The organism is Roseibium sp. SCP14 (genome assembly GCF_040329475.1).
Classification (GTDB): Bacteria; Pseudomonadota; Alphaproteobacteria; order Rhizobiales; family Stappiaceae; genus Roseibium.
The window spans coordinates 194,018-215,619 of the sequence record NZ_JBDZYH010000004.1; the positions used below are offsets into that span (position 1 = coordinate 194,018).

The 21,602-nt window shown below is 55.7% G+C and carries 24 protein-coding genes; 16 read left to right on the top strand and 8 right to left on the bottom strand.

The window, feature by feature from the left end; translation table 11 throughout:
- On the bottom strand, positions 1–387 hold the full coding sequence (locus tag ABLQ08_RS17875; RefSeq protein ID WP_352944747.1) for a YciI family protein: 387 nt from the start codon (positions 385–387) through the stop codon (positions 1–3).
- A gap of 103 nt (positions 388–490) precedes the next feature.
- Between ABLQ08_RS17875 and ABLQ08_RS17880 the strand changes: the two genes are divergently transcribed.
- The 7 genes from ABLQ08_RS17880 to ABLQ08_RS17910 are packed head-to-tail and all read left to right on the top strand — an operon-like array spanning position 491 to position 6,419.
- On the top strand, positions 491–1,372 hold the full coding sequence (locus ABLQ08_RS17880) for a fumarylacetoacetate hydrolase family protein (RefSeq protein WP_352944749.1): 882 nt from the start codon (positions 491–493) through the stop codon (positions 1,370–1,372).
- The gene (locus ABLQ08_RS17885; RefSeq protein WP_352944751.1) at positions 1,369–2,049 is read left to right on the top strand and encodes a malonic semialdehyde reductase; all 681 of its coding nucleotides are present in this window, start codon (positions 1,369–1,371) and stop codon (positions 2,047–2,049) included. The genes ABLQ08_RS17880 and ABLQ08_RS17885 overlap by 4 nt, the downstream gene beginning before the upstream one ends.
- A 6-nt stretch (positions 2,050–2,055) precedes the next feature.
- Entirely contained in the window at positions 2,056–2,514 is a 459-nt protein-coding gene (locus ABLQ08_RS17890; protein ID WP_352944752.1) for an OsmC family protein, read from the top strand.
- Between the two features lie 31 nt (positions 2,515–2,545).
- Entirely contained in the window at positions 2,546–3,631 is a 1,086-nt protein-coding gene (locus ABLQ08_RS17895) for a C4-dicarboxylate TRAP transporter substrate-binding protein (protein ID WP_352944753.1), read from the top strand.
- A 29-nt stretch (positions 3,632–3,660) separates the two neighbouring features.
- Positions 3,661–4,221 carry a TRAP transporter small permease subunit gene (locus ABLQ08_RS17900; protein ID WP_352944755.1) on the top strand — a complete coding sequence of 187 codons (561 nt, stop codon included), beginning with the start codon at positions 3,661–3,663 and terminating at the stop codon, positions 4,219–4,221.
- Entirely contained in the window at positions 4,218–5,525 is a 1,308-nt protein-coding gene (locus tag ABLQ08_RS17905; RefSeq protein WP_352944757.1) for a TRAP transporter large permease, read from the top strand. Before ABLQ08_RS17900 ends, ABLQ08_RS17905 begins: the two co-directional genes overlap by 4 nt.
- 18 nt (positions 5,526–5,543) lie before the next feature.
- Entirely contained in the window at positions 5,544–6,419 is an 876-nt protein-coding gene (locus ABLQ08_RS17910; protein WP_352944759.1) for a dioxygenase, read from the top strand.
- Between the two features lie 61 nt (positions 6,420–6,480).
- Here ABLQ08_RS17910 and ABLQ08_RS17915 read toward each other — a convergent pair whose 3' ends face one another.
- Entirely contained in the window at positions 6,481–7,161 is a 681-nt protein-coding gene (locus ABLQ08_RS17915; protein ID WP_352944761.1) for a GntR family transcriptional regulator, read from the bottom strand.
- Positions 7,162–7,311: 150 nt separating this feature from the next.
- On the bottom strand, positions 7,312–7,986 hold the full coding sequence (locus tag ABLQ08_RS17920) for an NnrU family protein (protein ID WP_352944763.1): 675 nt from the start codon (positions 7,984–7,986) through the stop codon (positions 7,312–7,314).
- Positions 7,987–8,192: 206 nt separating this feature from the next.
- Between ABLQ08_RS17920 and ABLQ08_RS17925 the strand changes: the two genes are divergently transcribed.
- The 3 genes from ABLQ08_RS17925 (at position 8,193) to ABLQ08_RS17935 (ending at position 11,335) form a co-directional block, all read left to right on the top strand.
- Positions 8,193–9,413 (top strand): NnrS family protein, encoded by a 1,221-nt coding sequence (locus ABLQ08_RS17925; RefSeq protein WP_352944764.1) that lies wholly within the window; start codon positions 8,193–8,195, stop codon positions 9,411–9,413.
- A gap of 266 nt (positions 9,414–9,679) precedes the next feature.
- Positions 9,680–10,063, top strand: coding sequence for a c-type cytochrome (locus ABLQ08_RS17930; RefSeq protein ID WP_352944766.1), 384 nt, complete (start codon positions 9,680–9,682; stop codon positions 10,061–10,063).
- 156 nt (positions 10,064–10,219) lie between these two features.
- Positions 10,220–11,335 (top strand): mannitol dehydrogenase family protein, encoded by a 1,116-nt coding sequence (locus ABLQ08_RS17935; RefSeq protein ID WP_352944768.1) that lies wholly within the window; start codon positions 10,220–10,222, stop codon positions 11,333–11,335.
- 132 nt (positions 11,336–11,467) lie between these two features.
- On the opposite strand, the gene ABLQ08_RS17940 is transcribed toward ABLQ08_RS17935, so the two are convergent.
- On the bottom strand, positions 11,468–12,370 hold the full coding sequence (locus tag ABLQ08_RS17940) for a GntR family transcriptional regulator (protein ID WP_352944770.1): 903 nt from the start codon (positions 12,368–12,370) through the stop codon (positions 11,468–11,470).
- Between the two features lie 141 nt (positions 12,371–12,511).
- On the opposite strand from ABLQ08_RS17940, the gene ABLQ08_RS17945 reads away from it, so the two are divergent.
- The 4 genes from ABLQ08_RS17945 (at position 12,512) to ABLQ08_RS17960 (ending at position 16,422) form a co-directional block, all read left to right on the top strand.
- Complete coding sequence (locus ABLQ08_RS17945) at positions 12,512–13,534, top strand: ABC transporter permease (RefSeq protein WP_352944772.1); 1,023 nt, start codon at positions 12,512–12,514, stop codon at positions 13,532–13,534.
- Between the two features lie 46 nt (positions 13,535–13,580).
- Positions 13,581–14,522, top strand: coding sequence for an ABC transporter substrate-binding protein (locus ABLQ08_RS17950; RefSeq protein ID WP_352944773.1), 942 nt, complete (start codon positions 13,581–13,583; stop codon positions 14,520–14,522).
- A gap of 75 nt (positions 14,523–14,597) precedes the next feature.
- On the top strand, positions 14,598–15,395 hold the full coding sequence (locus tag ABLQ08_RS17955) for an ATP-binding cassette domain-containing protein (protein ID WP_352944775.1): 798 nt from the start codon (positions 14,598–14,600) through the stop codon (positions 15,393–15,395).
- A gap of 31 nt (positions 15,396–15,426) precedes the next feature.
- On the top strand, positions 15,427–16,422 hold the full coding sequence (locus tag ABLQ08_RS17960) for a zinc-binding alcohol dehydrogenase family protein (protein WP_417714933.1): 996 nt from the start codon (positions 15,427–15,429) through the stop codon (positions 16,420–16,422).
- A gap of 55 nt (positions 16,423–16,477) precedes the next feature.
- Here the strand turns inward: ABLQ08_RS17960 and ABLQ08_RS17965 are convergent, their stop codons facing one another.
- Genes ABLQ08_RS17965 through ABLQ08_RS17980 form a run of 4 tightly spaced genes read right to left on the bottom strand, consistent with a single transcriptional unit; the run spans position 16,478 to position 19,664 of the window.
- Positions 16,478–17,650, bottom strand: coding sequence for a pyridoxal phosphate-dependent aminotransferase (locus tag ABLQ08_RS17965; RefSeq protein WP_352944779.1), 1,173 nt, complete (start codon positions 17,648–17,650; stop codon positions 16,478–16,480).
- 9 nt (positions 17,651–17,659) lie between these two features.
- Positions 17,660–18,394: an SDR family NAD(P)-dependent oxidoreductase gene (locus ABLQ08_RS17970; RefSeq protein WP_352944781.1), complete on the bottom strand. Its 735-nt coding sequence runs from the start codon at positions 18,392–18,394 to the stop codon at positions 17,660–17,662.
- Between the two features lie 5 nt (positions 18,395–18,399).
- The gene (locus ABLQ08_RS17975; RefSeq protein WP_352944783.1) at positions 18,400–18,930 is read right to left on the bottom strand and encodes a 2,4'-dihydroxyacetophenone dioxygenase family protein; all 531 of its coding nucleotides are present in this window, start codon (positions 18,928–18,930) and stop codon (positions 18,400–18,402) included.
- A 32-nt stretch (positions 18,931–18,962) separates the two neighbouring features.
- A complete protein-coding gene (locus tag ABLQ08_RS17980; protein WP_352944784.1) occupies positions 18,963–19,664 on the bottom strand; it encodes an SDR family NAD(P)-dependent oxidoreductase in 702 nt (233 codons plus the stop codon).
- Positions 19,665–19,774: 110 nt separating this feature from the next.
- Between ABLQ08_RS17980 and ABLQ08_RS17985 the strand changes: the two genes are divergently transcribed.
- Both ABLQ08_RS17985 and ABLQ08_RS17990 read left to right on the top strand, forming a co-directional pair.
- Positions 19,775–20,539 carry an IclR family transcriptional regulator gene (locus tag ABLQ08_RS17985; RefSeq protein WP_352944786.1) on the top strand — a complete coding sequence of 255 codons (765 nt, stop codon included), beginning with the start codon at positions 19,775–19,777 and terminating at the stop codon, positions 20,537–20,539.
- A 143-nt stretch (positions 20,540–20,682) separates the two neighbouring features.
- Complete coding sequence (locus ABLQ08_RS17990; RefSeq protein WP_352944788.1) at positions 20,683–21,513, top strand: rhodanese-related sulfurtransferase; 831 nt, start codon at positions 20,683–20,685, stop codon at positions 21,511–21,513.
- The last annotated feature ends 89 nt before the right edge of the window (positions 21,514–21,602 follow it).

The window sequence follows — 21,602 nt, forward strand, 5'->3', positions numbered from 1 at the left end:
TCAGGAGAGATCCACTTTTCCTGTCGACAGTCCTATGTTGAGTGTGAAGCTGCCTTCATTGATCATCCAGCGTCTGATCGTGAAACTCCTGACGCCTTTCTTGTGCATCGGATCTTCCGCAGCAAGCGCCCGGGCGTCTTCAAGAGAGGCCGCACGGTAAACAATCATGCCTTCACCGTTCATGTCCTCACCCGAGAAATCGGAAACAGGACCGGCAAAGACAAGCTTTCCTTCCTGTTCGAGCCGCGCCTGATAGGCGAGGTGGTCCGGCAAGGTGCCCGGCAGATCCACATCCGGTCCGGCGGGAACCGAGTTCACCACGTAGAGTTCCAGAGCAAGCGCGCCGCGCTCCTTGGCGATGCGTTTGTAATCAGTCCATTTCGGCATGTCTCTTCTCCTATTTTTCAGTATTCTAAAAAAATCGATATTATTTGACAATTGGAAAAATAGTCGTCAAAGTAACAAAAAACAGAGAAACACCGAGGCTAAAATGCGATTCATAGTGGGAACGGGTGTGTCAGGGCAGGGTGTCTATCTCGTCGATGGCGAGTGGGCCTGGAGCCTGACGGCGATCAACGGCGCAGTCGGGATGGATCTAACGGCCTTGATAAATAGAGCCGTGGATCTTGAGGATGTGCTTGCCAAAAAGGATCAGGTCGATGCGGAGCCGGTTTCTTCGATCACACCGGGCCTGCCGGTCGAGCGGCCGGGCAAGATCGTCTGCCTGGGATTGAATTACGTCGATCACATCAAGGAGGGAGGCTATGACGTCCCCACCTATCCGGCACTCTTCATGCGGTGCTCGACATCGATGATCCCGGCTGGCGCGCCAATGGTAAGGCCTTCCTGTTCAGAGCAGCTCGATTATGAAGCCGAACTGATGGTGATCATCGGAAAAGGAGGCAAGCATATCAGCGAGAGCGACGCGCTGGATCATGTCTTCGGTTACACGCTCTTCAATGATGGCTCCGTGAGAGAATATCAGCGCAAGACCCACCAATGGACACCGGGCAAGAATTTCGATGCGACGGGACCCATCGGTCCGATTGTCGTGACGCCGGACGAGTTGCCGGAAGGCGCGGAGGGGCTGAAGATCGAATCCCGTGTCGGCTCCGAAATCCTGCAAAGCGCAACGACTTCAGACATGCTCTGGAGTGTCGCTCGCACCATTTCAACCATTTCCGAATTCACGACACTGGAACCTGGCGACCTGCTGGCTATGGGAACGCCTCCGGGGGTCGGGCATGCAAAGACGCCGCAGCGCTGGCTTCGCCCGGGTGAAACGGTTGAGGTGGAGATCGAGGGAATCGGCATTTGCGCCAGTCCGATTGTCGCTGAAGAGGATATTGTTGCGACGGAGGCTGCTGAATGAGCATGCGTGCGCCCAAGGTGCCGACCGGTGAGGCGCTGGAAAAACTCCGGTCCGAAGCCCATGCGGCCATCCGAGAGCTCCGTCAGAAGATCGGCAGGCTTGAGGATGACAGCATCGATCTGATCCTGCGCGGCGCGCGCTCACACTATGCGTGGCAGGACAAGCCCGTGCCGCATGAGCTTCTGAAGAAGATCTACGAAATCACAGCGGCCGGTCCGACGAGCATGAATTCCTGTCCGGCCAGATTTTTCTTCATCGAAACGCCAGAAGCCAAGCAGCGGTTGGCCAAGGCGCTCAAGGACAAGAATGTCGACAAGATGATGTCCGCTCCGGCAACGGTGATCGTCGCGCATGACGTCGAATTCTGGAAAGAGCTTCCCTTTCTCTTTCCTCATGAGGATCGGCGGCCCTTTTTTGAAGGAAAGCCTGAGCATTCCGAGGTGACGGCATTCCGCAACGGGACACTGCAAGGGGCTTATTTCATGATCGCCGCCCGCGCACTCGGTCTCGATGTCGGGGCGATGTCAGGCTTTTCGAACAAGATCGTCGATGAAGAGTTTTTCTCCGGGACGACGCTGAAATCCAATTTTCTCTGCAATCTGGGCTATGCCGACGAAACGGCGCTTTTTCAAAAGCTTCCGCGCTTGCCGTTCGACACGGCCTGCCAGTTTTTGTGAGGTCACATGCCGGCCCTGAGAGAAAAAACAGTCGTCAAGCTTCGTGCCAAGGGCCAAGGAATTTCGCATTCCAGAACGGATATCGGCATCAGGGATCTGAACTTTGCGATTGACGAACCGGAGGCGCGAGGCGGGACCAATCTGGGACCGGCTCCGACAGAAGCAGCTCTGGCGGCTCTTGCGGGCTGCACCAATGTGATCGGGCACAAATGTGCCGGCAGGATGGGTGTCGATATCGGGCGCCTGTCCATCGAGATTTCCTGCGAATTCGATCGCAGGGGCGTGACTCTGGAAGAAGAGGTCGACGTTCCCTTTGTCGAACTTCGTCAGGTGGTGACCTGTGACGGAACCCTTACCGGGGAAGAACTTCAATCCGTCGCAACTGAAGTTGCCAAATTCTGTCCCCTTTCAAAACTGTTCGAGCAGTCGGGGACCGCAATGGAGACGATCTGGCAGAAAGCCTGACCGGTCTCGCTTTCTTTGGGAGGAGAATGCCATGATTGGAAAAATGACAAGGCGAAGTGCGCTGGCAATGGCGCTCTTGAGTGCGACTGCGATGCCGGGCTTTGCGACCGAAACCATCAAGGCCGTTGTGATCGACGGGTATCCGTCCAGGGCACTTTGGGTCAAGGAATTCACCAACTTCTTCATACCGGAAGTCGACAAGCGCCTGGCTGAAACCGGCAACTACAAGATGGACTGGCAGGAAAGCTATGGCGGATCCATCGTCAAGCCCAAGGGCGTTCTGGAAGGCGTCAAGCTGGGACTTGGAGACATCGGTATCGTCACGACGATCTTCCATTCCTCCAAGCTTCCAAGCCAGGCGATTGCAGCGGTTACACCCTTTATCGCTCCCGATTCCCGGGCGGTCGCCAAGGCTGTTGACGAGATCGCCAAGGAATTCCCGACCATGCAGAAGGAATTCGAGGCTCAGAACCAGGTCTACCTGGCGACCGGTGTGGTTCTCGACACCTACCAGGTTTTCTCCAAGGAGCCGATCGCATCGATCTCCGATGTCGAAGGCAGCAAGGTTGCCGGAGCCGGCATGAACCTGCGCTATCTGGAAGGGATTGAAGGTGCTGCTGGCGTTCGCGGTGGTTTGACGGATTTCTACAACATGCTGCAGACCGGGCTGGTGGACAATGCAATGTTGTGGCCGGAAGCTGCCAAGACCTTCAAGATCGCGGAAGTCGCGCCTTACATGCTCAAGGCCGATCTCGGGGCAGTGAACTCGAAGACGATCACGGTCAACAAGGACTACTGGGACAAGCTGCCGGATGAAGTGAAGCAGGTCTTGCAGGATGTTGCCGTGGAATATCGCGATCATGTTGCCGGACTTGCAATGGACCGCGCCGACACCAGCCGGGCCGCTTTCGTCGAGTCCGGCGGAACGGTTGTCGAGATGGATCCTGCAGAGCGGGCGCAATGGGCGGAAGCCATGCCGAATATCGCGGTCGAATGGGCTGCGGATCTGGATGCCAAGGGCGAACCGGGCAGTGACATGCTCAAGGCGTATATGGCCAAGCTGCAGGAAGCCGGCTTTACTCCGGTCCGTGACTGGTCAGCTGAACTGACACAGTAATCGCAGCGAGAATAAGCGGGAGCGCCGGGATGCTGCGTCCACTTGAAAATGGCGTTCGCGCCTTATCACAACTTGCCAACTGGGTTGCTATTGCCGCCAACGCAGTTGGCACCCTTATCGTGCTCGGTCTGGTTCTGATCGTGAACTATGACGTTGTTGCACGCGGGTTCTTCAACGCGCCTTTCCGGGGTGCAGTGGAAGTTGTCCAGTTCTCCATGGTTCTGATTGTTTTCCTGCAGTTGCCGGATGTCGTGAGGACCAACAGGTTGACCCGGTCAGACGGGTTCTTGACCATTCTGCAGACAACAAAGCCGAGGCTGGCCGAAACGCTTCGGCGTGCGATCAACTTTGCTTCGGCAGTCTTCATGGCACTTGTCGCCTATGCCATCTGGCCGGAATTTGTCGAAATGTATGAAACCAGGGACTTTTTTGGCGTGCCGGGAGTGTTCACAGCGCCCTGGTGGCCGGTGAAACTGGCCATCTACCTGAGTGCAACGCTTTGCACGGTCCTGTTTGCAATGAAAGTGCTCAGTCCGGACAAGAAAGTCGATCCGGTCCGCCTGAATGAACAGCCAGAGGATAAGTCGTGACACCTATCGAAATTGGTATGCTGTCTGTCGTCGCGATCGTTGTTCTGGTCTATCTCGGCGTTTACATCCCGATAGCGCTCGGCCTGGTCTCTTTCGTCTCGATTATCCTGATGCGGGACAATTTCGATCTGGCGATCAACCTCCTGAAAATCGCGATCGGCGACAGCGTGATGGAATACACGTTCGCGACCGTGCCGCTCTTTACCTTTATGGGGCTGATCGTTTCTAAAGCCGGGCTCGGTGCAGACATCTACACCGTGATGAATTCCGGGTTCCGCAAGGTCAAGGGCGGGATCGGCATGGCCACCGTCGGTGCCAATGCGGTGTTTGCGGCCGTCACCGGTTCCTCGATCGCCTCGGCATCGGTCTTCTCAAAGGTTTCCGTGCCGCAGATGCTCGCCTTTGACTACAATCCGCGCTTCGCCGTTGGCGTGGTGGCCGGGTCGTCCGTTCTCGGCATGATCATTCCGCCTTCCGCAATGCTGATCATCTATTCCTTTGTTGCCGAGCAGAGCGTCGGCGACATGTTCCTGGCCGGTGTCGTTCCTGGCATTCTGCTTGCGATTGCCTATGTGGTTGCCATCTTCCTCATGGGGCGGTTGACACCTGACTATGTCGGAGGGCGTGCCGCCAAGGACACGGAGTGGATGTCTGCTCTGGAGATCGCGGACAAGACCGTTCCGACCCTTTTGCTGATAACAGCGGTGCTTGGCGGGATCTACACCGGTTGGCTGACACCGGTTGAAGCAGGGGCAGCCGGCTCCTTGCTCGGATTGCTGATCGCAGCCGTCAGGAAAAAGCTGACGCTCAAGTCCCTGTGGAATGCGCTTCTGGAGACCGGGCACATCACCGCCTCGATCCTGTTCCTGATTACGGCAGCGTCCATCTACAGCAGGATGCTGGGTCTGGCGGGCCTGCCGAATGAGCTTGGGGACCTGTTGACCGAAACCCAGATGAGCTTTTTCTGGATCATGGTCATCTATGTGCTGATGATGATCTTCCTGGGAACGCTGTTGGACACCGCATCGATCATCCTGATCGTCGTGCCCCTGTTTCTGCCGCTTGTGGAGCCGATGGGTCTTTCGCTCATATGGTTCGGGATTGTCACCGTCGTCGGGGCAGAAATCGGTCTTCTGACACCCCCGCTCGGCATATCCTGTTTCGTCATCAAGGCCACGTTGAACGATCCGCGGATCTCGCTGAAGGACGTTTTTGTCGGAGCATTCCCGTTTGCTCTGGTGATGCTGATCGTCCTTATCGCCCTTATCCGCTGGCCATCGCTCAGCCTGGCAATTCTGAATTAGGTCTTGGAGAGGAATTTTATGCGTCACGTCACCAAGGACAACATAACGGACGTCTTCATGGGCTATTTCGGGTCGGACACAGACCCGAGGTTGAGGAAGATCTTGCAGAGCCTGGTCTCGCATCTGCATGCCTTTGCCCGCGAAACCAACCTGACCCACGATGAATGGCGCAAGGGGATCGAGTTCCTGGAATGGGCGGGCAGGATATCGGATGATGAACGGCATGAGTTCGTGCTTCTGTCCGATGTTCTCGGGCTCTCTTCCCTGGTCGACATGTTGCATTCCAGCCCGAACGGTACTTCTTCAAGTGTTCTCGGTCCCTTTCACATCACCGGTGCGCCGCCGTTGCCGATCGGCGGAGACTTGAGAAAGGATTTCAAGGAACAGGTGCTGCTGGCCGAAGGAACGATCCGGGACACGGGCGGCAACCCGATAGAAGGTGCCGAACTGGATATCTGGCAGACCGCGCCAAACGGCCTGTATTCAAGTCAGGATCCGAATCAGGACACTTATTCCTTCCACGGCATGCAGACGACCGGGAAGGACGGGCGCTATGCCTTCACCACGGTAAAACCGGTGAGCTACACGGTTCCCGGAGATGGTCCTGTCGGCGACATATTGCGTGCAAGCGGACGGCACCCGTGGCGACCGTCGCATCTGCATTACATCGTCAAGGCGCCGGGGTTCCGTCCCCTGGTGACAGAGATCTTTCCCGATGATGATCCCTATCTCGACGAGGACACGGTTTTCGGCGTTCGCGAAGATCTGGTCATGACTTATGTGGAGCAGCCGGCCGGATCGTTCCCGGGAGAAGGGTTTGAGCTATCCGGGCAGGTCGAGGGACCGTACCTGCTCGCTTCGTTCGATCTGGTTCTGGTGCCTGAGGGCACCTGAAAAGGGCGGGGGGCCGAATCCCGAAGTCCGGCCCCCCTGCCTTATTTTTTCGCAAGATTTCCTATTCTGCCGCTACCGAGGTGAAGTGCTTTTCAAGAAAAGCACCGGTCGTCCGGTAGTGGTCGAGCAGCAGGTGGCAGGCCTTGTCCGCATCCCGGTCAACCGCCGCATTCATGATGTCCGTGTGTTCCTTGCTGATATCGCGCTTGGAGTAATTCAGCGCCTTTCCCGCAAGGTAGCGGTAGCGGATGTTGAGGTCGTAAAGCTGATTGCAGAACTTCAGAAGAACCGGGGACTGGCAGGCACTCAAGAGGTTCAGATGGAAGGCCTTGTGAAGCTCCTCAAAGCGCTCCACGTTGGTCCGCGGTTCGCGCATCATTCGATGATGAGCGAGCACCAGCCGGTCTTCCCAGGCATGATCCGCGTTGGCCAGACTTTCACGCAAAGCCATCTCTTCAAGCTGGCAGCGGAGCTTCAGAATTTCTGTGAAGTTGTGCGGACTGATTTCGGCTGTGCGAAATCCTCTTTGATCCAGGCGTTCCACAAGCAGGTCGGAAACCAGGAGGGTGAGGGCTTCGCGAATGGGAGATCCGCCCATATCCAGAATGGTACGAAGCTTTTCGATCTTGAGCTTTTCACCCGGTGGCAATTCGCCAATCAGGATCATACGCCGGATCGCAAGATATGCGCGTTGTGTCGCCGAGGGCTCCTGCGCCGGATCAGTTTGAGTTTGAATTGACATATCCAATAATATCGATTTTCTGCCCTGTTATCCAGTTTTAACTAGAAATTTGATGGTCAGGTCAAGTGTTTTTCAGCGTGAGATCGATGATAGGCCAGATATGTCGATCAACACTTTGTCAGGAGCACCCTTTCAGGTCAGATAATCCAGTCAGGCAAAGGGATTCACGCCCGCAAAATAGGGGTGGGAATGGGCCAGTGCCATATAAACGATGAGGGCGACCGCGAACCGGACAAGCGCGTTCAGCGTCGGCAAAACTCTTGGCGGTGGAGCGTTTCGTGTCGCTTTCAGAAGTCTGTCCCAGTCATTTCCCATTTCTCTTTGGCGTCGTTTGTCGATGATTTTCATGCCGAGCAGCGAAAACAGTGAGAACGCTCCAAAGAGAATGACGTGCGCGAGATTGCCATTGGGGATCAAATGTGCGGTGGACCAAAGTAACAACGCCACAAGAACGGGATGCCTCATCCAGCGAACCAGGCCGGGATGATCGGGATCGAACCGGTCATTGTGCAGACCGCCAAACGAAAACGGGTTCGGCACTCCAACGCCAAAGGCCACGATCACGCAAACCGGTATCATTGCGAGGATCGGCATCCAGTTCTGCCACGGTTCCCATGACCAGAGCTCGACGTAAGGAGCCGATTGAGCCGCTTCGATCATCCACCACAGGATCAGAACGGAGAGCGCCGAATAGGCCACCGAGAAACCGCGTTGCCCCAATAGGCGGACCAGTACCGGACGGACAGGCGGGCGGATCAGTATCATGTGGGAGGCGAAAAAGACTGCGAATGATGCCGCAAAATTTATCCAACCGTTTTCAAGCATAGAAGTTCCAAGTTCCTCGTCGGACAGTCGACTGAAATCTCCCGGAAAGGGAGGGTATATATGAGATTTACACTCAGGATTTATTAATGACTTGACGATGGTCAAGTCTTTTTGGCGCCGGTACTGCGACCATCGCCAGACTTTACCTTGTTGAATAGCAAGTCCTGAGTTCAATCCACCCCGGAATTCCCCTTAAGGGCAGACATATGGCCGCAACTACCCATCCGCAAACGACAAAGATGGCAAATCGATTTCCCACGGTTCTGTCCGCCGGATTTCGCTTCTACTTTCTTGCTGCCGGCATTTTTTCCGTCATTGCGATGCTGGCCTGGAACATCTGGCTTGGTGTTCATGCTGCCGGAGGTGCGTTCGTTTCCCTCCCAATGAGTATGGCACCTCATCTGTGGCACGCCCATGAAATGGTCTTCGGCTACACAGTCGCGGTCATGGCCGGGTTCTTTATTACGGCCGTGCCGAACTGGACGGGGTCCAGGGAATCCGGTGCCCTGTTTGTGACCTGCAGCGGAGCGGTCTGGCTGTTGGGACGATTTGCGGTCTGGTTCTCCGGATTGCTCGACCCGGTCCTGGTTGCGCTTGTGGATCTGGCGTTTGTTCCGATCCTTGCGACCAGCATAATCGGAAGGCTGGCCAAGAAGTCTCAGGTCCGAAATGCGGTGTTCCTTTTTCTCCTGAGCGCGCTCTTTACCGGCAATCTTCTGATGCACCTTGAATGGATCGGATGGACGGAAGGGTCTGCTGAAACCGGTGTTCGACTGGGGCTCTTCGTCAGCGCTGCAATGATCGTGATTATCGGGGGACGTGTCGTTCCCGCCTTTACCCGAAATGCTCTTAACCGGGTTGGCTATGCCGGGACGATGCCTGTATCGAGAACCTGGCTCGACAGGGCTGGCATTTTGCTTGCGGTCCTGTCCGCAGTGGCCAGTGCACTGCCGGTTCCCGCAACGGTCTTCGGGCTCCTTTGTCTCGGAGCGGGCGCCGCCAATCTCGGCCGGGTGTCCGGTTGGAGAGGCTGGGTTACACTGGACAGTCCGATCCTCTGGATCCTTCATGCCGCCTTCCTGCTGCTGTCGGTCGGTTACCTCGTTTATGGGTTCAGCCTGACTTTCGGTGCGTTCAGCGAAACCGCTGCCCTTCATCTTCTTGCTGCAGGTGCCGTTGGCGGGATGACGCTTGCCATGATGACAAGGGCCTCCCTTGGTCACAGCGGGCGTCCGTTGAAAGTTTCGACGCCGATCATGCTGGCCTATCTCGCAGTCATTGCGGCTGCGCTGCTGCGAACCTTCGGAACGCAGTTCTGGGACTATTTCCCGGTCATGCTGACCTCAGGCGCGCTCTGGATCACCGCGTTCGGGCTGTTCACCTGGGTGTATTTCCCGATTTTGACCAAACCCAGGACCCGGACCTGATTGCTCAATGCTTGAGCAGCCACGTCTTGAACGCGGCTAACCTGCTTATGCCATTGGGAAATGGAGATCAGAACAGAAAGAGGGTTTCGGTCAGGCGGTTCCACACACCTTGCGATGGCGGAATTAACCGATGACCGCTTGATGAAAATCAAAGAGAAAACGGGCCAAAACCCGTTTCTTGTGGCGATGAATCTCAGAAGCGTCATTCGACCGAGCTGTTCCGAAAAAGCCGGTTTCGAATTCGGCGTACACGGAAAGGATTGGATATGAAATACGCAATCTCATGCCTGGTGGCAGCGGTCGGACTTGCGCTGGCGTCTCCGGCGCTTGCCGAAGGGGATGCAGCTGCCGGTGAAAAGGTGTTCAAGAAATGCAAGGCCTGCCACGCTGTTGGCGATGGCGCAAAGAACAAGGTCGGACCTGCTCTGAACGGCATCATCGATGCCCCGGCCGGTCAGGTCGAGGGCTTCAAATACTCCAAGAGCATGGTTGAACTTGCCGGTGGCGGTCTAGTGTGGGACGAGGAAACCCTGACCGCCTTCCTGACCAAGCCGAAAAAGGTTGTTCCGAAAACCAAGATGTCCTTCGCCGGTCTTCGCAAGGAAGCCGACATCGACAATGTCATTGCATATCTGCAGTCTTTTCAGTGATTGAAAAGCACGAGATCTGATTTCGGGAAATCAGTGCCGGGCGCAATTCGAAAGGATTGCGCCCGTTTTCGTTTGGCCGGAAATTGCCTGGTCAGGAAACTCGGTTGACCAGTTATGTCTTAAATAATAAAAAACAAAATATCTAAAGGAGACACCATGCCGACAACGCCGATTGTCCAGTTCGGGACCAGCCGCTTTCTGCAAGCCCATGCAGATCTCTTCATATCTGAAGCGCTGCGGGAGGGGCGGGCGTTGGGTCGGATTACCGTCGTCCAAAGCAGTGGCGACGCTTCCCGCGCGAGTCGGTTGCAAGCACTGGCGGATCCGGAGGGATACAGTGTCCAAATCAAAGGGGTGGACCAAGGAGAGTTGGTCGACACGGTCAGAACAGTTCAGAGCGTTGCCCGAGGACTGTCTCTTCCTTTCGACCTTGCAGAAATTGCTGCTATCATCAAGGGGAAGGCCAGGATCATCATATCCAACACCGCCGATGCCGGTTTCCGACCGCAGGACGCCGACAAGACAGCGGAATTCTCCGCACAAATGTCCTATCCGGCCAAGCTCACCTGGTTTCTGTTTCAACGTTTCAGAGCAGGTGGAGAACCTATTCAGGTAATGCCTGCGGAACTCATTCCACAAAATGGCACGGTCCTGCGGGGTCTTGTTCTGTCCATTGCACAGATTTACCCGGAAGAATTCCGCGCCTGGCTTCAGTCGGAAGTCCTGTGGGTCAATTCGCTGGTGGACCGGATCGTGTCCGAGCCGCTGGAACCGGCCGGTGCGGTTGCCGAACCTTATGCGCTTTGGGCGATTGAGAACCAGCCCGGCCTCATCGTGCCGTGTGAGCACCCCGACGTGCGTGTTGTGGATGATCTTGAGCAGGTCGAAACGCTTAAGCTCTACATCCTCAACCTCGGACACACCTACATGGTGTCTCGCTGGCTGGCTGCTGGTTCGTTGTCTCGGCAGTTTGTCAGGGAAGCCATCGAAGATGACGTGGAACTGGCGGACCTGAAGGACTTGTATGCACGTGAAGTCGTTCCCGCTTTTGCTGCCCAGGGCAGAGCCGAGGAAGCGGAAGCCTATGTGAAGACGACCATCGACCGGTTTCAGAATCCCTTTCTTGACCACAAACTTTCGGACATTGCGCAGAACCATGCGGAAAAAGTCGACAGGCGTATCGGCAGCTTTCTGAAGTGGGCCAAGGCGAGCGATCCAGACATGCAAATGCCGCGACTTGAGGCGGTTGTGGGTTCCACGATTTCAGGCTGACTGACCTGAGCCAGGCCCGGTTCGTGAGGAATATTCTGACGGACCGGTTCCTGCTGCGCGACCGTTTACATGGGAACAATCTTATCCAAGAACCACAGCCAGTTTGGCGGGATTTATGCTTTTTGGATATAGCTAGACCAATTGATGTCCCTTGAGGGAGTTCAGCAACGTCTCCTTAGACCGGCGCAAGTGTTTGAGGGCAGCTGCCTCGGATTTCTCGACGTCCCTTTCCAACATGGCGTTGATCCAGTCGAGATGTTCCTCGATTGCCGCTGCGTTGCGCTCCAGCTCGTCCCGCTTGTCCCACATGTAGTGATAGTGAAAAATCAGCGAGATGAGCTTCTGGGCTTCAACAACAAACCTGTTTTTGACGACGCTGTTGACGGTCGCGTGGAACTTTCCATCCAGCATTGAGAAGTCGTGATATCGGCTTGCCAGGTCTGTTCTGAGTTCTTCGTGTTCCCGCTTCAGATCCTGGAGCTTGTTCCAGATTTCATGATCGTCCGGCAAGGCAAGAAGATGCCTGACGGCATTCATTTCCAACACAAGGCGGAAATCTGAAAGCTCGATCGCGAAACCTGCTGTGAAGCCTGACAGGATCCATCCGCCCTTGGGACGGCGTTCAACGAGGCCGAAGCGGCTGAGGCCGGAAAGAAACTCTTGCAGACTGTGCGCCGATACACTGAATTGACGTGAAAGCTGTGCAACGTTGAGTGAAGTTCCGGCAGGAATGTCGAAGCGCAGAATCCAATCAAGAAACTGTTGTTCCAACTCTTCGGTGGAAGGAGGGCTCTCAGCCGGCGTCAGACGATGTCTAGGTTCCGGTTTCCGAACTAGGGTCTTTCGGCGGCCTTCCCACTCAACGAGATTTTCTGAGTCCAGTTTCTGCAAAGCACCGCGGACTATGGTTCTGCTTACCTCCATCCTGTTTGCCAGAACAGTTTCGGCGGGCAATTGGTCTCCAACTTCCATGTTGCCGCAGATATCCAGCAAAGTGTTGTAAGCGCTTCGGAATCGATCGTCAGTTCGTGCCATTCAAGAATCCTAACACATCCGTTTGGCAGGACAATTCTTATTGTTTTTGTATTTTTAAATAAAAAACAATTGACGGAAATCCAGCATGAGAGTCATATTGTATTTAATAATTAAATTCAAAACCTCGGCCTGGGAGGTGATATGGCTGATTTTGACAGGGCAGTGGCTCCGGCATCCTGGACATTCAGGCTTTCAGCCGGATCGTTTCACAAACTTTCCGCGCTGCTGACGCTTGCTGTCCTCGTATTTGCCTTTTCCTTTGGCAACGATGCGTTCTTCACGGTCAACAACGGTCTGACGGTTCTACTGCAGACTTCCGTTATCGGTCTGCTCGGCATCGGCATGACGCTCGTCATCATCACCGGTGGTATTGACTTGAGTGTCGGCTCCGTACTTGCGCTGTCTGGAGTTGTGACGGGATTGAGCGTCAAAGCAGGACTTCCCATTGCACCGGCAATGGCAGCCGGAATTCTGGCTGGAGCAGCCTGTGGCCTGGTCAATGGGTTTGTCATCACCAAGATGCGCATCACACCGTTTGTCGCCACTTTGGGCATGATGCTGATTGCGCGCGGTCTGGCTCTTCAGTTGACCGGTGCGGCGCCAATTTCGCGCCTGGGAGAAGCCTTTGGATGGCTCGGTAACGGCTCCTTGTTCCGAATTGTCGAGCAAACTGGCGGCATCTTTCCGAAGGTCGTTTTTCCTGGAATTCCCTATCCGGTGATCCTGCTGGCGATCATGGCGTTGCTGGCAGCTTACTTGCTGAACCGCCGTCAGGCAGGGCGTCACATCTATGCGACCGGCTCCAATGAGGAGGCTGCCCGTCTTTCCGGGGTGCTTGTGGATCGAACCAAGATCTTTGCCTACACGCTTTCCGGTGCTCTGGCAGGACTTGCGGGCAATGTTCTGATGTCCCGTTTGGTGACAGTGCAGCCGAACGAAGGCGTCATGTATGAGCTCGACGCCATTGCGGCCGCCGTCATTGGAGGCGCTTCACTGATGGGTGGTGTCGGCAACATCTCGGGCACGATGATCGGCGCGTTCATTATCGGCGTGCTCCGGAACGGCCTCAACATGGCAGGCGTTTCCGCTTTCATCCAGCAAATCGTGATCGGCGTCATCGTCATCCTGGCGGTCTATGTCGATCAGATCCGAAACCGGCGCTGACAAGCCGGATCTCTTAGCAACGCATCTTCAATCGGAGGAGAACACAATGAAGAAGCTGATTACGACTGCAGTCATGGTGAGTGCACTTGCGCTATCGGCGGCGGCCGTGCAGGCAGGGGAAATCGCAGTCATCGTCAAGACGACGAACTCGAATTTCTGGCAGAACGTGAATAAGGGAGCGAGTGCCGCAATCGAAGGTCAGGAAGGGCATACAATGACCTTCAACGGCCCGGCCTCAGAATCTGCGATCGCGGACCAGGTCAGTCTGGTTGAAAACGCAGTGAACCGCGGTGTTTCCGGAATTGTGCTGGCACCTTCCGATCCCGAAGCTCTTGTACCTGCGGTCAAGAAGGCCTTCGAAGCGCAGATCCCGGTTGTGATCATCGACTCTGGGTTGGCCGACAACGGCAAGCAATATTACCAGTCCTTCCTTTCAACGGATAACTGCGCTGCCGGTCAGCTTGTCGCGGACAAGATGATGTCCGAGGTCGGCACCAAGGGTAAAGTGGCAGTCATGTCCTATGTGGCCGGTGTCGGGTCCGAGGTTGGGCGGGTTGGCTGCTTCGTTGAGCGTATCAATGCAAAATCCGACATCGAGATCGTTGGGCCGTTCTACTCACAGTCGCAAATGGCAACGGCTCTGAATCAGACCACGGACATTCTGGCCGCAAATGACGACCTGGTGGGTATCTTTGGCGCAAACGAACCGACCGCAATCGGCATGGGACGTGCCATTGTTCAGTCAGGCAAGGCAGGCAGCCTCACGGCTCTCGGTTTCGACGGCAACACCGATCTTCAAGACTTTGTGCGGGACGGAACGCTCGCCGGAACTGCGGTTCAGGGCTCCTTCCAGATGGGAGAACTCGGCGTGAAGGCCATCATGAAGCTTTTGAATGGTGAAGAAGTTCCGAACTTCATCGACACGGGTGTGGTTCTAGCAACCAAAGACAATATCGATCACCCCGCAGTTCAGAACGTCCTTTACTAACCCGTTGCAACTTGGCCGGAAGCCTCCCTACCTCGGGCTTCCGGTTCTTTTTTTGATCCTTCGTAGGACCCGAACATGACCCCGCAAACCCAGTCTGCTCCTCCACTTGTGCAGATGACAGACATAGAAAAGCACTTCGGCGGAATTCGTGCCGTCAACGGCGTCTCGCTGGACCTTCATCCAGGCGAAGTGGTTGGCGTTCTGGGACACAATGGCGCCGGCAAGTCCTGCCTGATGCGCATTCTGTCGGGAGCGATGATACCCAGCGAAGGCACGATCAAGGTCAATGGCAAAGCCGCAACCATTCATAATCCGCATGATGCGCGGGATCTTGGTATTGAGACCATTTACCAGACGCTCGCGCTTGCCGATCACCTCAATGCGCCGTCCAACCTGTTTCTCGGCCGGGAACTGAAAACCCGTTTCGGCAACCTGGACGACACCAGGATGATGGCCGAAACCGTCCGTGTCTTGAAAAAACTCAATCCGAATTTCAAGAACCTGAACGATCCGGTTGCAAGCCTTTCAGGCGGACAGCGGCAGGTTATCGCGATCGCCAGGGCAATCTACTTCGATGTGAAAATCCTGATTATGGACGAGCCGACGGCGGCCCTCGGACCGTCGGAAACGGCTATGGTCGGCGAGTTGATCAAGAGACTGCGGTCTGAAGGGATTGGCATTTTTCTGGTAAGTCATGACATGCATGATGTTTTTGAACTCTGCGACCGGGTCGTGGTGATGAATAAGGGCAAGAATGTGGGATCACACAGGATCGAGGATGTGACCAAGGACGACGTTCTCAGCCTGATCATCAAGGGTGAGTTGCCGCACGACTGGGTGCCGCGCAGTCAGGAAAACTCCAATGAACATTGAACAGTCGAAGCGCACGTCATCCACTGCGGTCATGCCATGCGGTGTCGTGGTCGAGCCGGGTGTCTTCAGACTGGAGACGCGTGAGTTGCCGGTCCGGGCACCGGACGGTTGGGTTCTGGTCGATATCGAGGCAGTCGGTATCTGCGGGACCGACTATCACATATTTGATGGCAAACACCCGTTCCTGGAGTATCCGAGAGTTATCGGGCACGAGCTCAGTGGAAGAGTTGCGATGAGCGCTCAGGATTGGACTGCTGGAGAGCTTGTGGTCATCAATCCGTATTTTTCCTGTGGTGAATGCCGGGCGTGCAGAAAAGGCAAACCGAACTGCTGCAGCAATATCGAAGTTCTGGGTGTGCATCGTGATGGTGGACTGTGTTCAAGAATCGCGGTTCCGGCTCAAAACCTCTACCGGGCAACGGGTTTGAGCGAAATCCAGGCTGCAATGGTCGAGTTTCTGGCGATTGGAGCTCATGCGGTGCGCAGGGCCGGCCCTGTGAGGGGCGAACGGGTTCTCGTGACCGGCGCCGGTCCAATCGGCCTGGGCGTTGCTCTTTTCGCAAGGCTTGAAGAAGCGGAAGTGCATCTTCTCGACCTGAGCGAGGCCAGACTTGCCCAGGCGAAAGAAAAGTTCGGTTTTGAGGATGTCCATCTAGCCGGATCCGACTTGCTTTCCGGTCCGCTTTCCGACGGCTTCGATGTGGTCTTTGACGCGACGGGGAATGTTCGAGCAATCGAAGCGGGGTTTCCGTTGCTTGCTCATGGCAGCCGATATGTTCTGGTCAGCGTGGTCAAGGAACAGATCAGCTTTGAAGACCCCGAGTTCCATAAGCGGGAGACCCAGATCATCGGCAGTCGCAATGCAACGCGGCAGGACTTCGAGACCGTGATGAAGGCCATCAAGGATGGATCGGTCGACACGGATGCGCTTTGCTCAAGAAAAATTCCTTTTGCAGATTTTCAGAACACGTTTGGCGATTTGGCGAGTGACCGGGAAACCCTGATTAAGGCGGTGGTGACCCTTTAAGGATCTTTGGATCAGTCGGAAAGCGAATGCGGCTGCTTCGCTTTCCGACATTTGCCTAGCCGTGCGTCTGTTTCAGCCATGGCTGAAGCCGTTCCAACGCCTCGCCGAGCTGCTCCGGTGTTTGGGCGAAGCAGAGCCGGAACCAGCCGGGTTCTTTCATCAGAAACGCTTCTCCCGGAGCCAGTCCTACTTTGGCGTTTGCGATCAGATCGCGTGCAAGAGACACGGAATCCTCAACGCCGTTCAGTCTGAAAAAGGCATAAAAAGCGCTGTTGGGCACGGGAAAGGTCACTTTCGGGTGGCTGGCAAGAGTTTCTTTCACCAGATCGAGGGCCAGGCGATATTTTGCGATGGTCTCGGCGATAAAGGGTTCTCCCTCGGCCAGTGCCGTTACCGCAGCCCGTTGAGCGAACGGCGGAGCGCAAGCGACTGAAAACTCGGCGATCTTTTCGATGACCGGTGTCAACGAAGGAGGAAGCGTCAGCCAACCGAGACGCCAGCCGGTCATCGCCCAGGACTTTGAAAAGGAGTTGACCACGATCAGGCGGTCTTCTGGCTCGGAAACGTCAAGGAAGGAGGAGGCGACAGTGCGTTCGAACACGATGCGTGCGTAGACTTCATCGGAAATCAGCCAGGTGCCCCTTTGGCGCAGAACGTGCAAGATGTGGCGCATGTCATCGTGCTCGAGCATGAAACCCGTCGGGTTCGACGGTGAGTTCAATAGCACCGCCTTGGCAGGCTTTGCTGCCTCCAGAAATGCATCGACATCAAGGTGCCAGCGTCCATCACGGATTTCCATCGAATGGGTGATCAGGCGTGCACCCTGCAACCTTGGAATGGCCAGAAGATTTGGAAAGGCAGGCGTGATGGTGGCAACCATATCCCCTTCTTCCAGCACCGATTGGAAGGCCAGATTGAGAGCATTGCCACCGGACACGGTGACGGCAATCCGGTCCGATCCGATTTGCCGGCCATAGAGGTTGGTCATGTAGTCGGAAAGAGCGTGCCTCAGGAAGGGGCGACCCAATCCTTCGGCATAGAATGTTTCTCCATCTGCAAGCGCCCGGGTGGCGGCGTCGCAAATGAATTTCGGTGTTGGTTCGTTGGGTTCGCCAAACCAGAGGGGGATCAGTCCTTGGGTTCCCATTGCAGTATTAGCCAGTTCGCGGGTGATGGAGGGAGCGGCATCCATCGCGCGGCTTGTCAATCCGTCAATAGCCTGTGTCATTTATCGTTCTCAGTAGGTGGCACGTCCGCCGGAAAGGTCGAAAACCGCACCGGAGTTGAATGAGCAGTCTTCTGAAGACAGCCACATCACCATGCGGGCTGCTTCTTCGATGGACCCAAGTCGTTTCATGGGAGACTTGTCGATCATGACCTGCACGAATTCAGGGGTCATCTGATCCAGGATGGCGGTCTGGATCGCAGCCGGAGCAACACAATTTACCCGGATATCGGTTTGTGCCAGTTCCTTTGCCAATGACTTGGTGAAACCGATGACGCCTGCCTTGGCGGCGGAATAGGCCGACGCATTGGGCGTGCCTTCCTTGCCCGCCAGCGAAGCCATGTTGATGATCCTGCCGGTGCCTTTTTGCAGCATGACCGGCACGATTGCATGGGCGAGATAAAAGGTACCCGTCAGATTCACCTCGATGACTTTTGCCCAGGTATCGGGATCGCAATCGGTCACGGGCAGCGTGGGGCCGGCAAATCCCGCATTGTGGGACAGGAAGTCTACGCCGCCGAACGCATCAAGGGTTGTTGCCAGTCCCTGTTCGATCTGGTCCGGCTGACTGATATCCACTTTGCAGTATTCAGCCCCTCCCGGCGGAGAGGCTGGTGCGTTCATGTCCCAGATCATTACCCGGGCGCCGGCAGCCGCATAGTGACGCGCAATCTCCGCACCGATCCCGGCCGCGCCGCCCGTGACAATGGCGGTACGACCCGAGAAATCGTAGCTCACATTTGTCATGATGCTTACCGGATGAAGGTCTTCACATAGTCCGCACCAAGGCCGACCTTCTCAAAATGTGCCCGGCACATATCGATCTTTGTAAAAACATCCTCATAACCCAGGTGATTTCCGTCAGGATCGACGTAATACATGACGCCGTTTACCTGGAAATAGGTGATCATCTCTTCGACATCGTCAGGCACGACAAGCGTGTGGGTTTCCCCCGGAGGTTCAAAAACATAGCCTCCTTCGCGTGCTTCCCATTCATGCTCAAGATAGTGCCAGCGACCTTTCAGCACGAACCCGTGCACGGCGTTCGGATGCCGGTGGCGTGACAGCACTCCGGATTTGGTGACCTTCAACAGGTTCATCCAATAGCCCTGGCTGACATTGAGGCACAGAGGGCGAAAGAATACGTGCTCGGCCTGCTGTACCCACATGCGCGGATCGTCTTCGGACAGCGCGTTCGGGATCACGATCTCGGGCAACGCGTCGGGCGGCATCGGATGTTTGTACGGAACGCGAGGATTTTGATCTTCACTGACAAGAGGCATTGGCTTTCCGCTTGGTTGATTGTTTAGAGTGTTCAGACCGCGGCATAGCCGCCGTCAACGTTGAGAATAGTGCCCGTCACGAAACCGGCGGCGTCAGAGGCCAGAAACAGCGCCGGGCCGACAAGATCTTCAGGCTGGCCCCAACGGGCCATCGGAGTGCGTGACAGGATCGCCTCGCTGCGTTCCGGATCTTCCTGAAGATTGCGGGTCAAAGGGGTCGCGATCCAGCCGGGAGCAAGTGCATTCACTCGGATACCGTCCGGCGCGTAGGCAATCGCCAGAGACTTTGTCAGCTGCGCGATGCCGCCTTTGGACGAGGCGTAGGCGGGAACGAGGCCGCCGCCAAAATAGGTGAGCATCGACGCGATGTTGATGATTGAGCCACCAGTTGCCGCCAGCTGGGTGCGTGCTGCGGAACAGACGCGCATGGTTCCCGTCAGATTGATGTCGACGACCTGGGCAAAGACCTCAGGGTTGAGTTCCTCGCCGCGCCGAATGACACCGGCGGCATTCACAACCACATGGAGCGATGCACATTCCGACAGGATGTCTTCGATGGTCTGGGCCACCGTCACGTCAAGATGCCTGTATGCCAGACCGGGTTGGCTCTCGGGCAGAGGTCCGAGCCCTGCGGCTATCACGTTGTATCCTGCACGCGAAAAGCCCTGGGCAATGGATTGACCCAGCCCGCTCGTGCCTCCGGTCACCAGAACGTCTTGCTTCGGTTTGGTCATTGCGTCTCTTGTGATTTGTCCATATAATGGACATTCGTTCTATATGTGGACAGTATTGCGGCGACGGTTACGGTTGTCAATCAATGGAAAGGGCGGCTGACGGAATTGACATGACGAAACACGTTCAAGGAACTCAAAGCCTCTCGCGAAGCATCGGGCTCTTGGAGCACATCGGTGCGCGCTCCGAACCACCGCGTCTTCAGGACCTTCTTGCCGAGTGCGAGTTCACGCGTCCGACGCTCTATCGGTTGCTTGCCGGCCTGGAAGCCGAAGGGCTGATCGTTCAGACGCCGGACCGCCGTTATCTCCCCGGCTTGAGATTGGTTTCCCTTGCCCGCAGGGCACTGGCGCGCTCCGATATCCGTGATCTCGCACGCAAGCCACTGGAAAAACTGCGCGACCGGACGGGAGAAACGGTTCATCTGGCGATCTCCAGCAGTGCAGGACTGGTTTATATCGACAAGATAGAAAGCCACGAAACCGTGCGCATGAGTTCGACGATCGGAACGCCGGTGCCGTTTCACTCCAGTGGCGTTGGCAAGGCCTATCTGGCGGCGTTACCTGAAGCCGAATGTGCAAGTCTTCTCAGGTCTTTGAAGTTTGAAGCGATCACCCCCTTCACGACCACGGACCCAGATGTTCTGGCCAGCCAGATCGCAAGTTGTCAGGCACAGGGGTTCATATTCGATGATCAGGAAAACGAGACCGGAATCGCGTGTTTTGGGGCTGCTATCCTGGATGAAAACAACCGTCCGGCAGCAGCCGTCAGTGTTTCCGTTCCTCTTTTTCGGTTGCGTGACGATCGCAACAGCTACTCGAAACCATTGCTGAACTGCGTCAAAGACATATCCGCGCACCTTGGAAATGCCGGTTGAGAGAACAAGTCAAAGGCAATTGAGGAAACTGCCAGCCTTCCAGAAAGCGGACAGTAACTGTATAGAGGGCGCAAACGGTCGAAGACCGACCTAGAATGCACGCTAGCGAAATCGGCGTTTTCCGAAGAAGCAGACCAAATCCGATGAATGACTTTCTTGTTGCCGCCCTTTATATGTTCACGCCGCTGAACGACTTTGAAGCGATGCGCGATCCACTGAAATCCTATTGCAAGGAGCGGGACGTTCGGGGAAGCATTCTCCTGGCGTCAGAGGGCATCAACGGCACGATTTGCGGACCTGAAGCCGGTGTTAGAGAAGTCCTTGCTCATTTGCGGTCCGACCCGCGAATGAAAGATCTGACTCACAAGGAAGCCTGGACGCATCGTCATATCTTCAAGCGGATGAAAGTGCGCCTGAAACAGGAGATCGTGCGCCTGGCGGTAGATAACATCGACCCGAACGAGGTTGTTGGCGAATACGTCAAGCCGGAAGACTGGAATGCGCTCATTTCTGATCCTGATGTGGTCGTGATCGACACGCGCAACGATTATGAATTCGCCTTTGGTACTTTCGAGCATGCTCTCAACCCTGAAACCCAGTCATTCCGTGAGTTTCCCGATTGGGTTGAAGGGCGCGAGGACCTGCAGAAGAAGCCGAAGGTGGCCATGTTCTGCACGGGGGGAATTCGCTGTGAGAAAGCAACCGCGTGGATGCTCAAGAATGGCTTTGAAGAAGTTTTTCACCTTGAAGGCGGCATATTGAACTATCTGGAGAAGGTTCCGGAAAAAGACAGTCTCTGGAAAGGCGAATGCTTCGTTTTCGATGACCGGGTTTCGGTTGACCATCAACTGCAACCGCGCTGGGGAGAGTGGGTCCCCGAAGAGGCGAGGCACATCATCAACGCCGATACGGACTACGAAAAGGGACCGATGCAGGCGCCTGAAGGTGGCGAAAAGCAGGATCCTGTTTCTTAACGAGCGTTAACTTTTTCGCTTTAACTCATTGAAAAACTTCCCTAAGGTCAGGTTGTGGGTGATTTTTCCACACCAGACTGGGGGAAGTA

Excerpts from the sequence above, each read along its gene's own strand:
- ABLQ08_RS17920 (WP_352944763.1), bottom strand. The coding sequence starts at position 7,986 with ATGCTTGAAAACGGTTGGATAAATTTTGCGGCATCATTCGCAGTCTTT.
- ABLQ08_RS17925 (WP_352944764.1), top strand. The coding sequence starts at position 8,193 with ATGGCCGCAACTACCCATCCGCAAACGACAAAGATGGCAAATCGATTT.
- ABLQ08_RS17945 (WP_352944772.1), top strand. The coding sequence starts at position 12,512 with ATGGCTGATTTTGACAGGGCAGTGGCTCCGGCATCCTGGACATTCAGG.
- ABLQ08_RS17910 (WP_352944759.1), top strand. The coding sequence starts at position 5,544 with ATGCGTCACGTCACCAAGGACAACATAACGGACGTCTTCATGGGCTAT.
- ABLQ08_RS17955 (WP_352944775.1), top strand. The coding sequence starts at position 14,598 with ATGACCCCGCAAACCCAGTCTGCTCCTCCACTTGTGCAGATGACAGAC.
- ABLQ08_RS17960 (WP_417714933.1), top strand. The coding sequence starts at position 15,427 with ATGCCATGCGGTGTCGTGGTCGAGCCGGGTGTCTTCAGACTGGAGACG.
- ABLQ08_RS17885 (WP_352944751.1), top strand. The coding sequence starts at position 1,369 with ATGAGCATGCGTGCGCCCAAGGTGCCGACCGGTGAGGCGCTGGAAAAA.
- ABLQ08_RS17980 (WP_352944784.1), bottom strand. The coding sequence starts at position 19,664 with ATGACCAAACCGAAGCAAGACGTTCTGGTGACCGGAGGCACGAGCGGG.
- ABLQ08_RS17935 (WP_352944768.1), top strand. The coding sequence starts at position 10,220 with ATGCCGACAACGCCGATTGTCCAGTTCGGGACCAGCCGCTTTCTGCAA.
- ABLQ08_RS17900 (WP_352944755.1), top strand. The coding sequence starts at position 3,661 with ATGCTGCGTCCACTTGAAAATGGCGTTCGCGCCTTATCACAACTTGCC.
- ABLQ08_RS17880 (WP_352944749.1), top strand. The coding sequence starts at position 491 with ATGCGATTCATAGTGGGAACGGGTGTGTCAGGGCAGGGTGTCTATCTC.
- ABLQ08_RS17940 (WP_352944770.1), bottom strand. The coding sequence starts at position 12,370 with ATGGCACGAACTGACGATCGATTCCGAAGCGCTTACAACACTTTGCTG.
- ABLQ08_RS17875 (WP_352944747.1), bottom strand. The coding sequence starts at position 387 with ATGCCGAAATGGACTGATTACAAACGCATCGCCAAGGAGCGCGGCGCG.
- ABLQ08_RS17970 (WP_352944781.1), bottom strand. The coding sequence starts at position 18,394 with ATGACAAATGTGAGCTACGATTTCTCGGGTCGTACCGCCATTGTCACG.
- ABLQ08_RS17950 (WP_352944773.1), top strand. The coding sequence starts at position 13,581 with ATGAAGAAGCTGATTACGACTGCAGTCATGGTGAGTGCACTTGCGCTA.
- ABLQ08_RS17965 (WP_352944779.1), bottom strand. The coding sequence starts at position 17,650 with ATGACACAGGCTATTGACGGATTGACAAGCCGCGCGATGGATGCCGCT.
- ABLQ08_RS17890 (WP_352944752.1), top strand. The coding sequence starts at position 2,056 with ATGCCGGCCCTGAGAGAAAAAACAGTCGTCAAGCTTCGTGCCAAGGGC.
- ABLQ08_RS17915 (WP_352944761.1), bottom strand. The coding sequence starts at position 7,161 with ATGTCAATTCAAACTCAAACTGATCCGGCGCAGGAGCCCTCGGCGACA.
- ABLQ08_RS17930 (WP_352944766.1), top strand. The coding sequence starts at position 9,680 with ATGAAATACGCAATCTCATGCCTGGTGGCAGCGGTCGGACTTGCGCTG.
- ABLQ08_RS17975 (WP_352944783.1), bottom strand. The coding sequence starts at position 18,930 with ATGCCTCTTGTCAGTGAAGATCAAAATCCTCGCGTTCCGTACAAACAT.
- ABLQ08_RS17895 (WP_352944753.1), top strand. The coding sequence starts at position 2,546 with ATGATTGGAAAAATGACAAGGCGAAGTGCGCTGGCAATGGCGCTCTTG.
- ABLQ08_RS17985 (WP_352944786.1), top strand. The coding sequence starts at position 19,775 with ATGACGAAACACGTTCAAGGAACTCAAAGCCTCTCGCGAAGCATCGGG.
- ABLQ08_RS17990 (WP_352944788.1), top strand. The coding sequence starts at position 20,683 with ATGAATGACTTTCTTGTTGCCGCCCTTTATATGTTCACGCCGCTGAAC.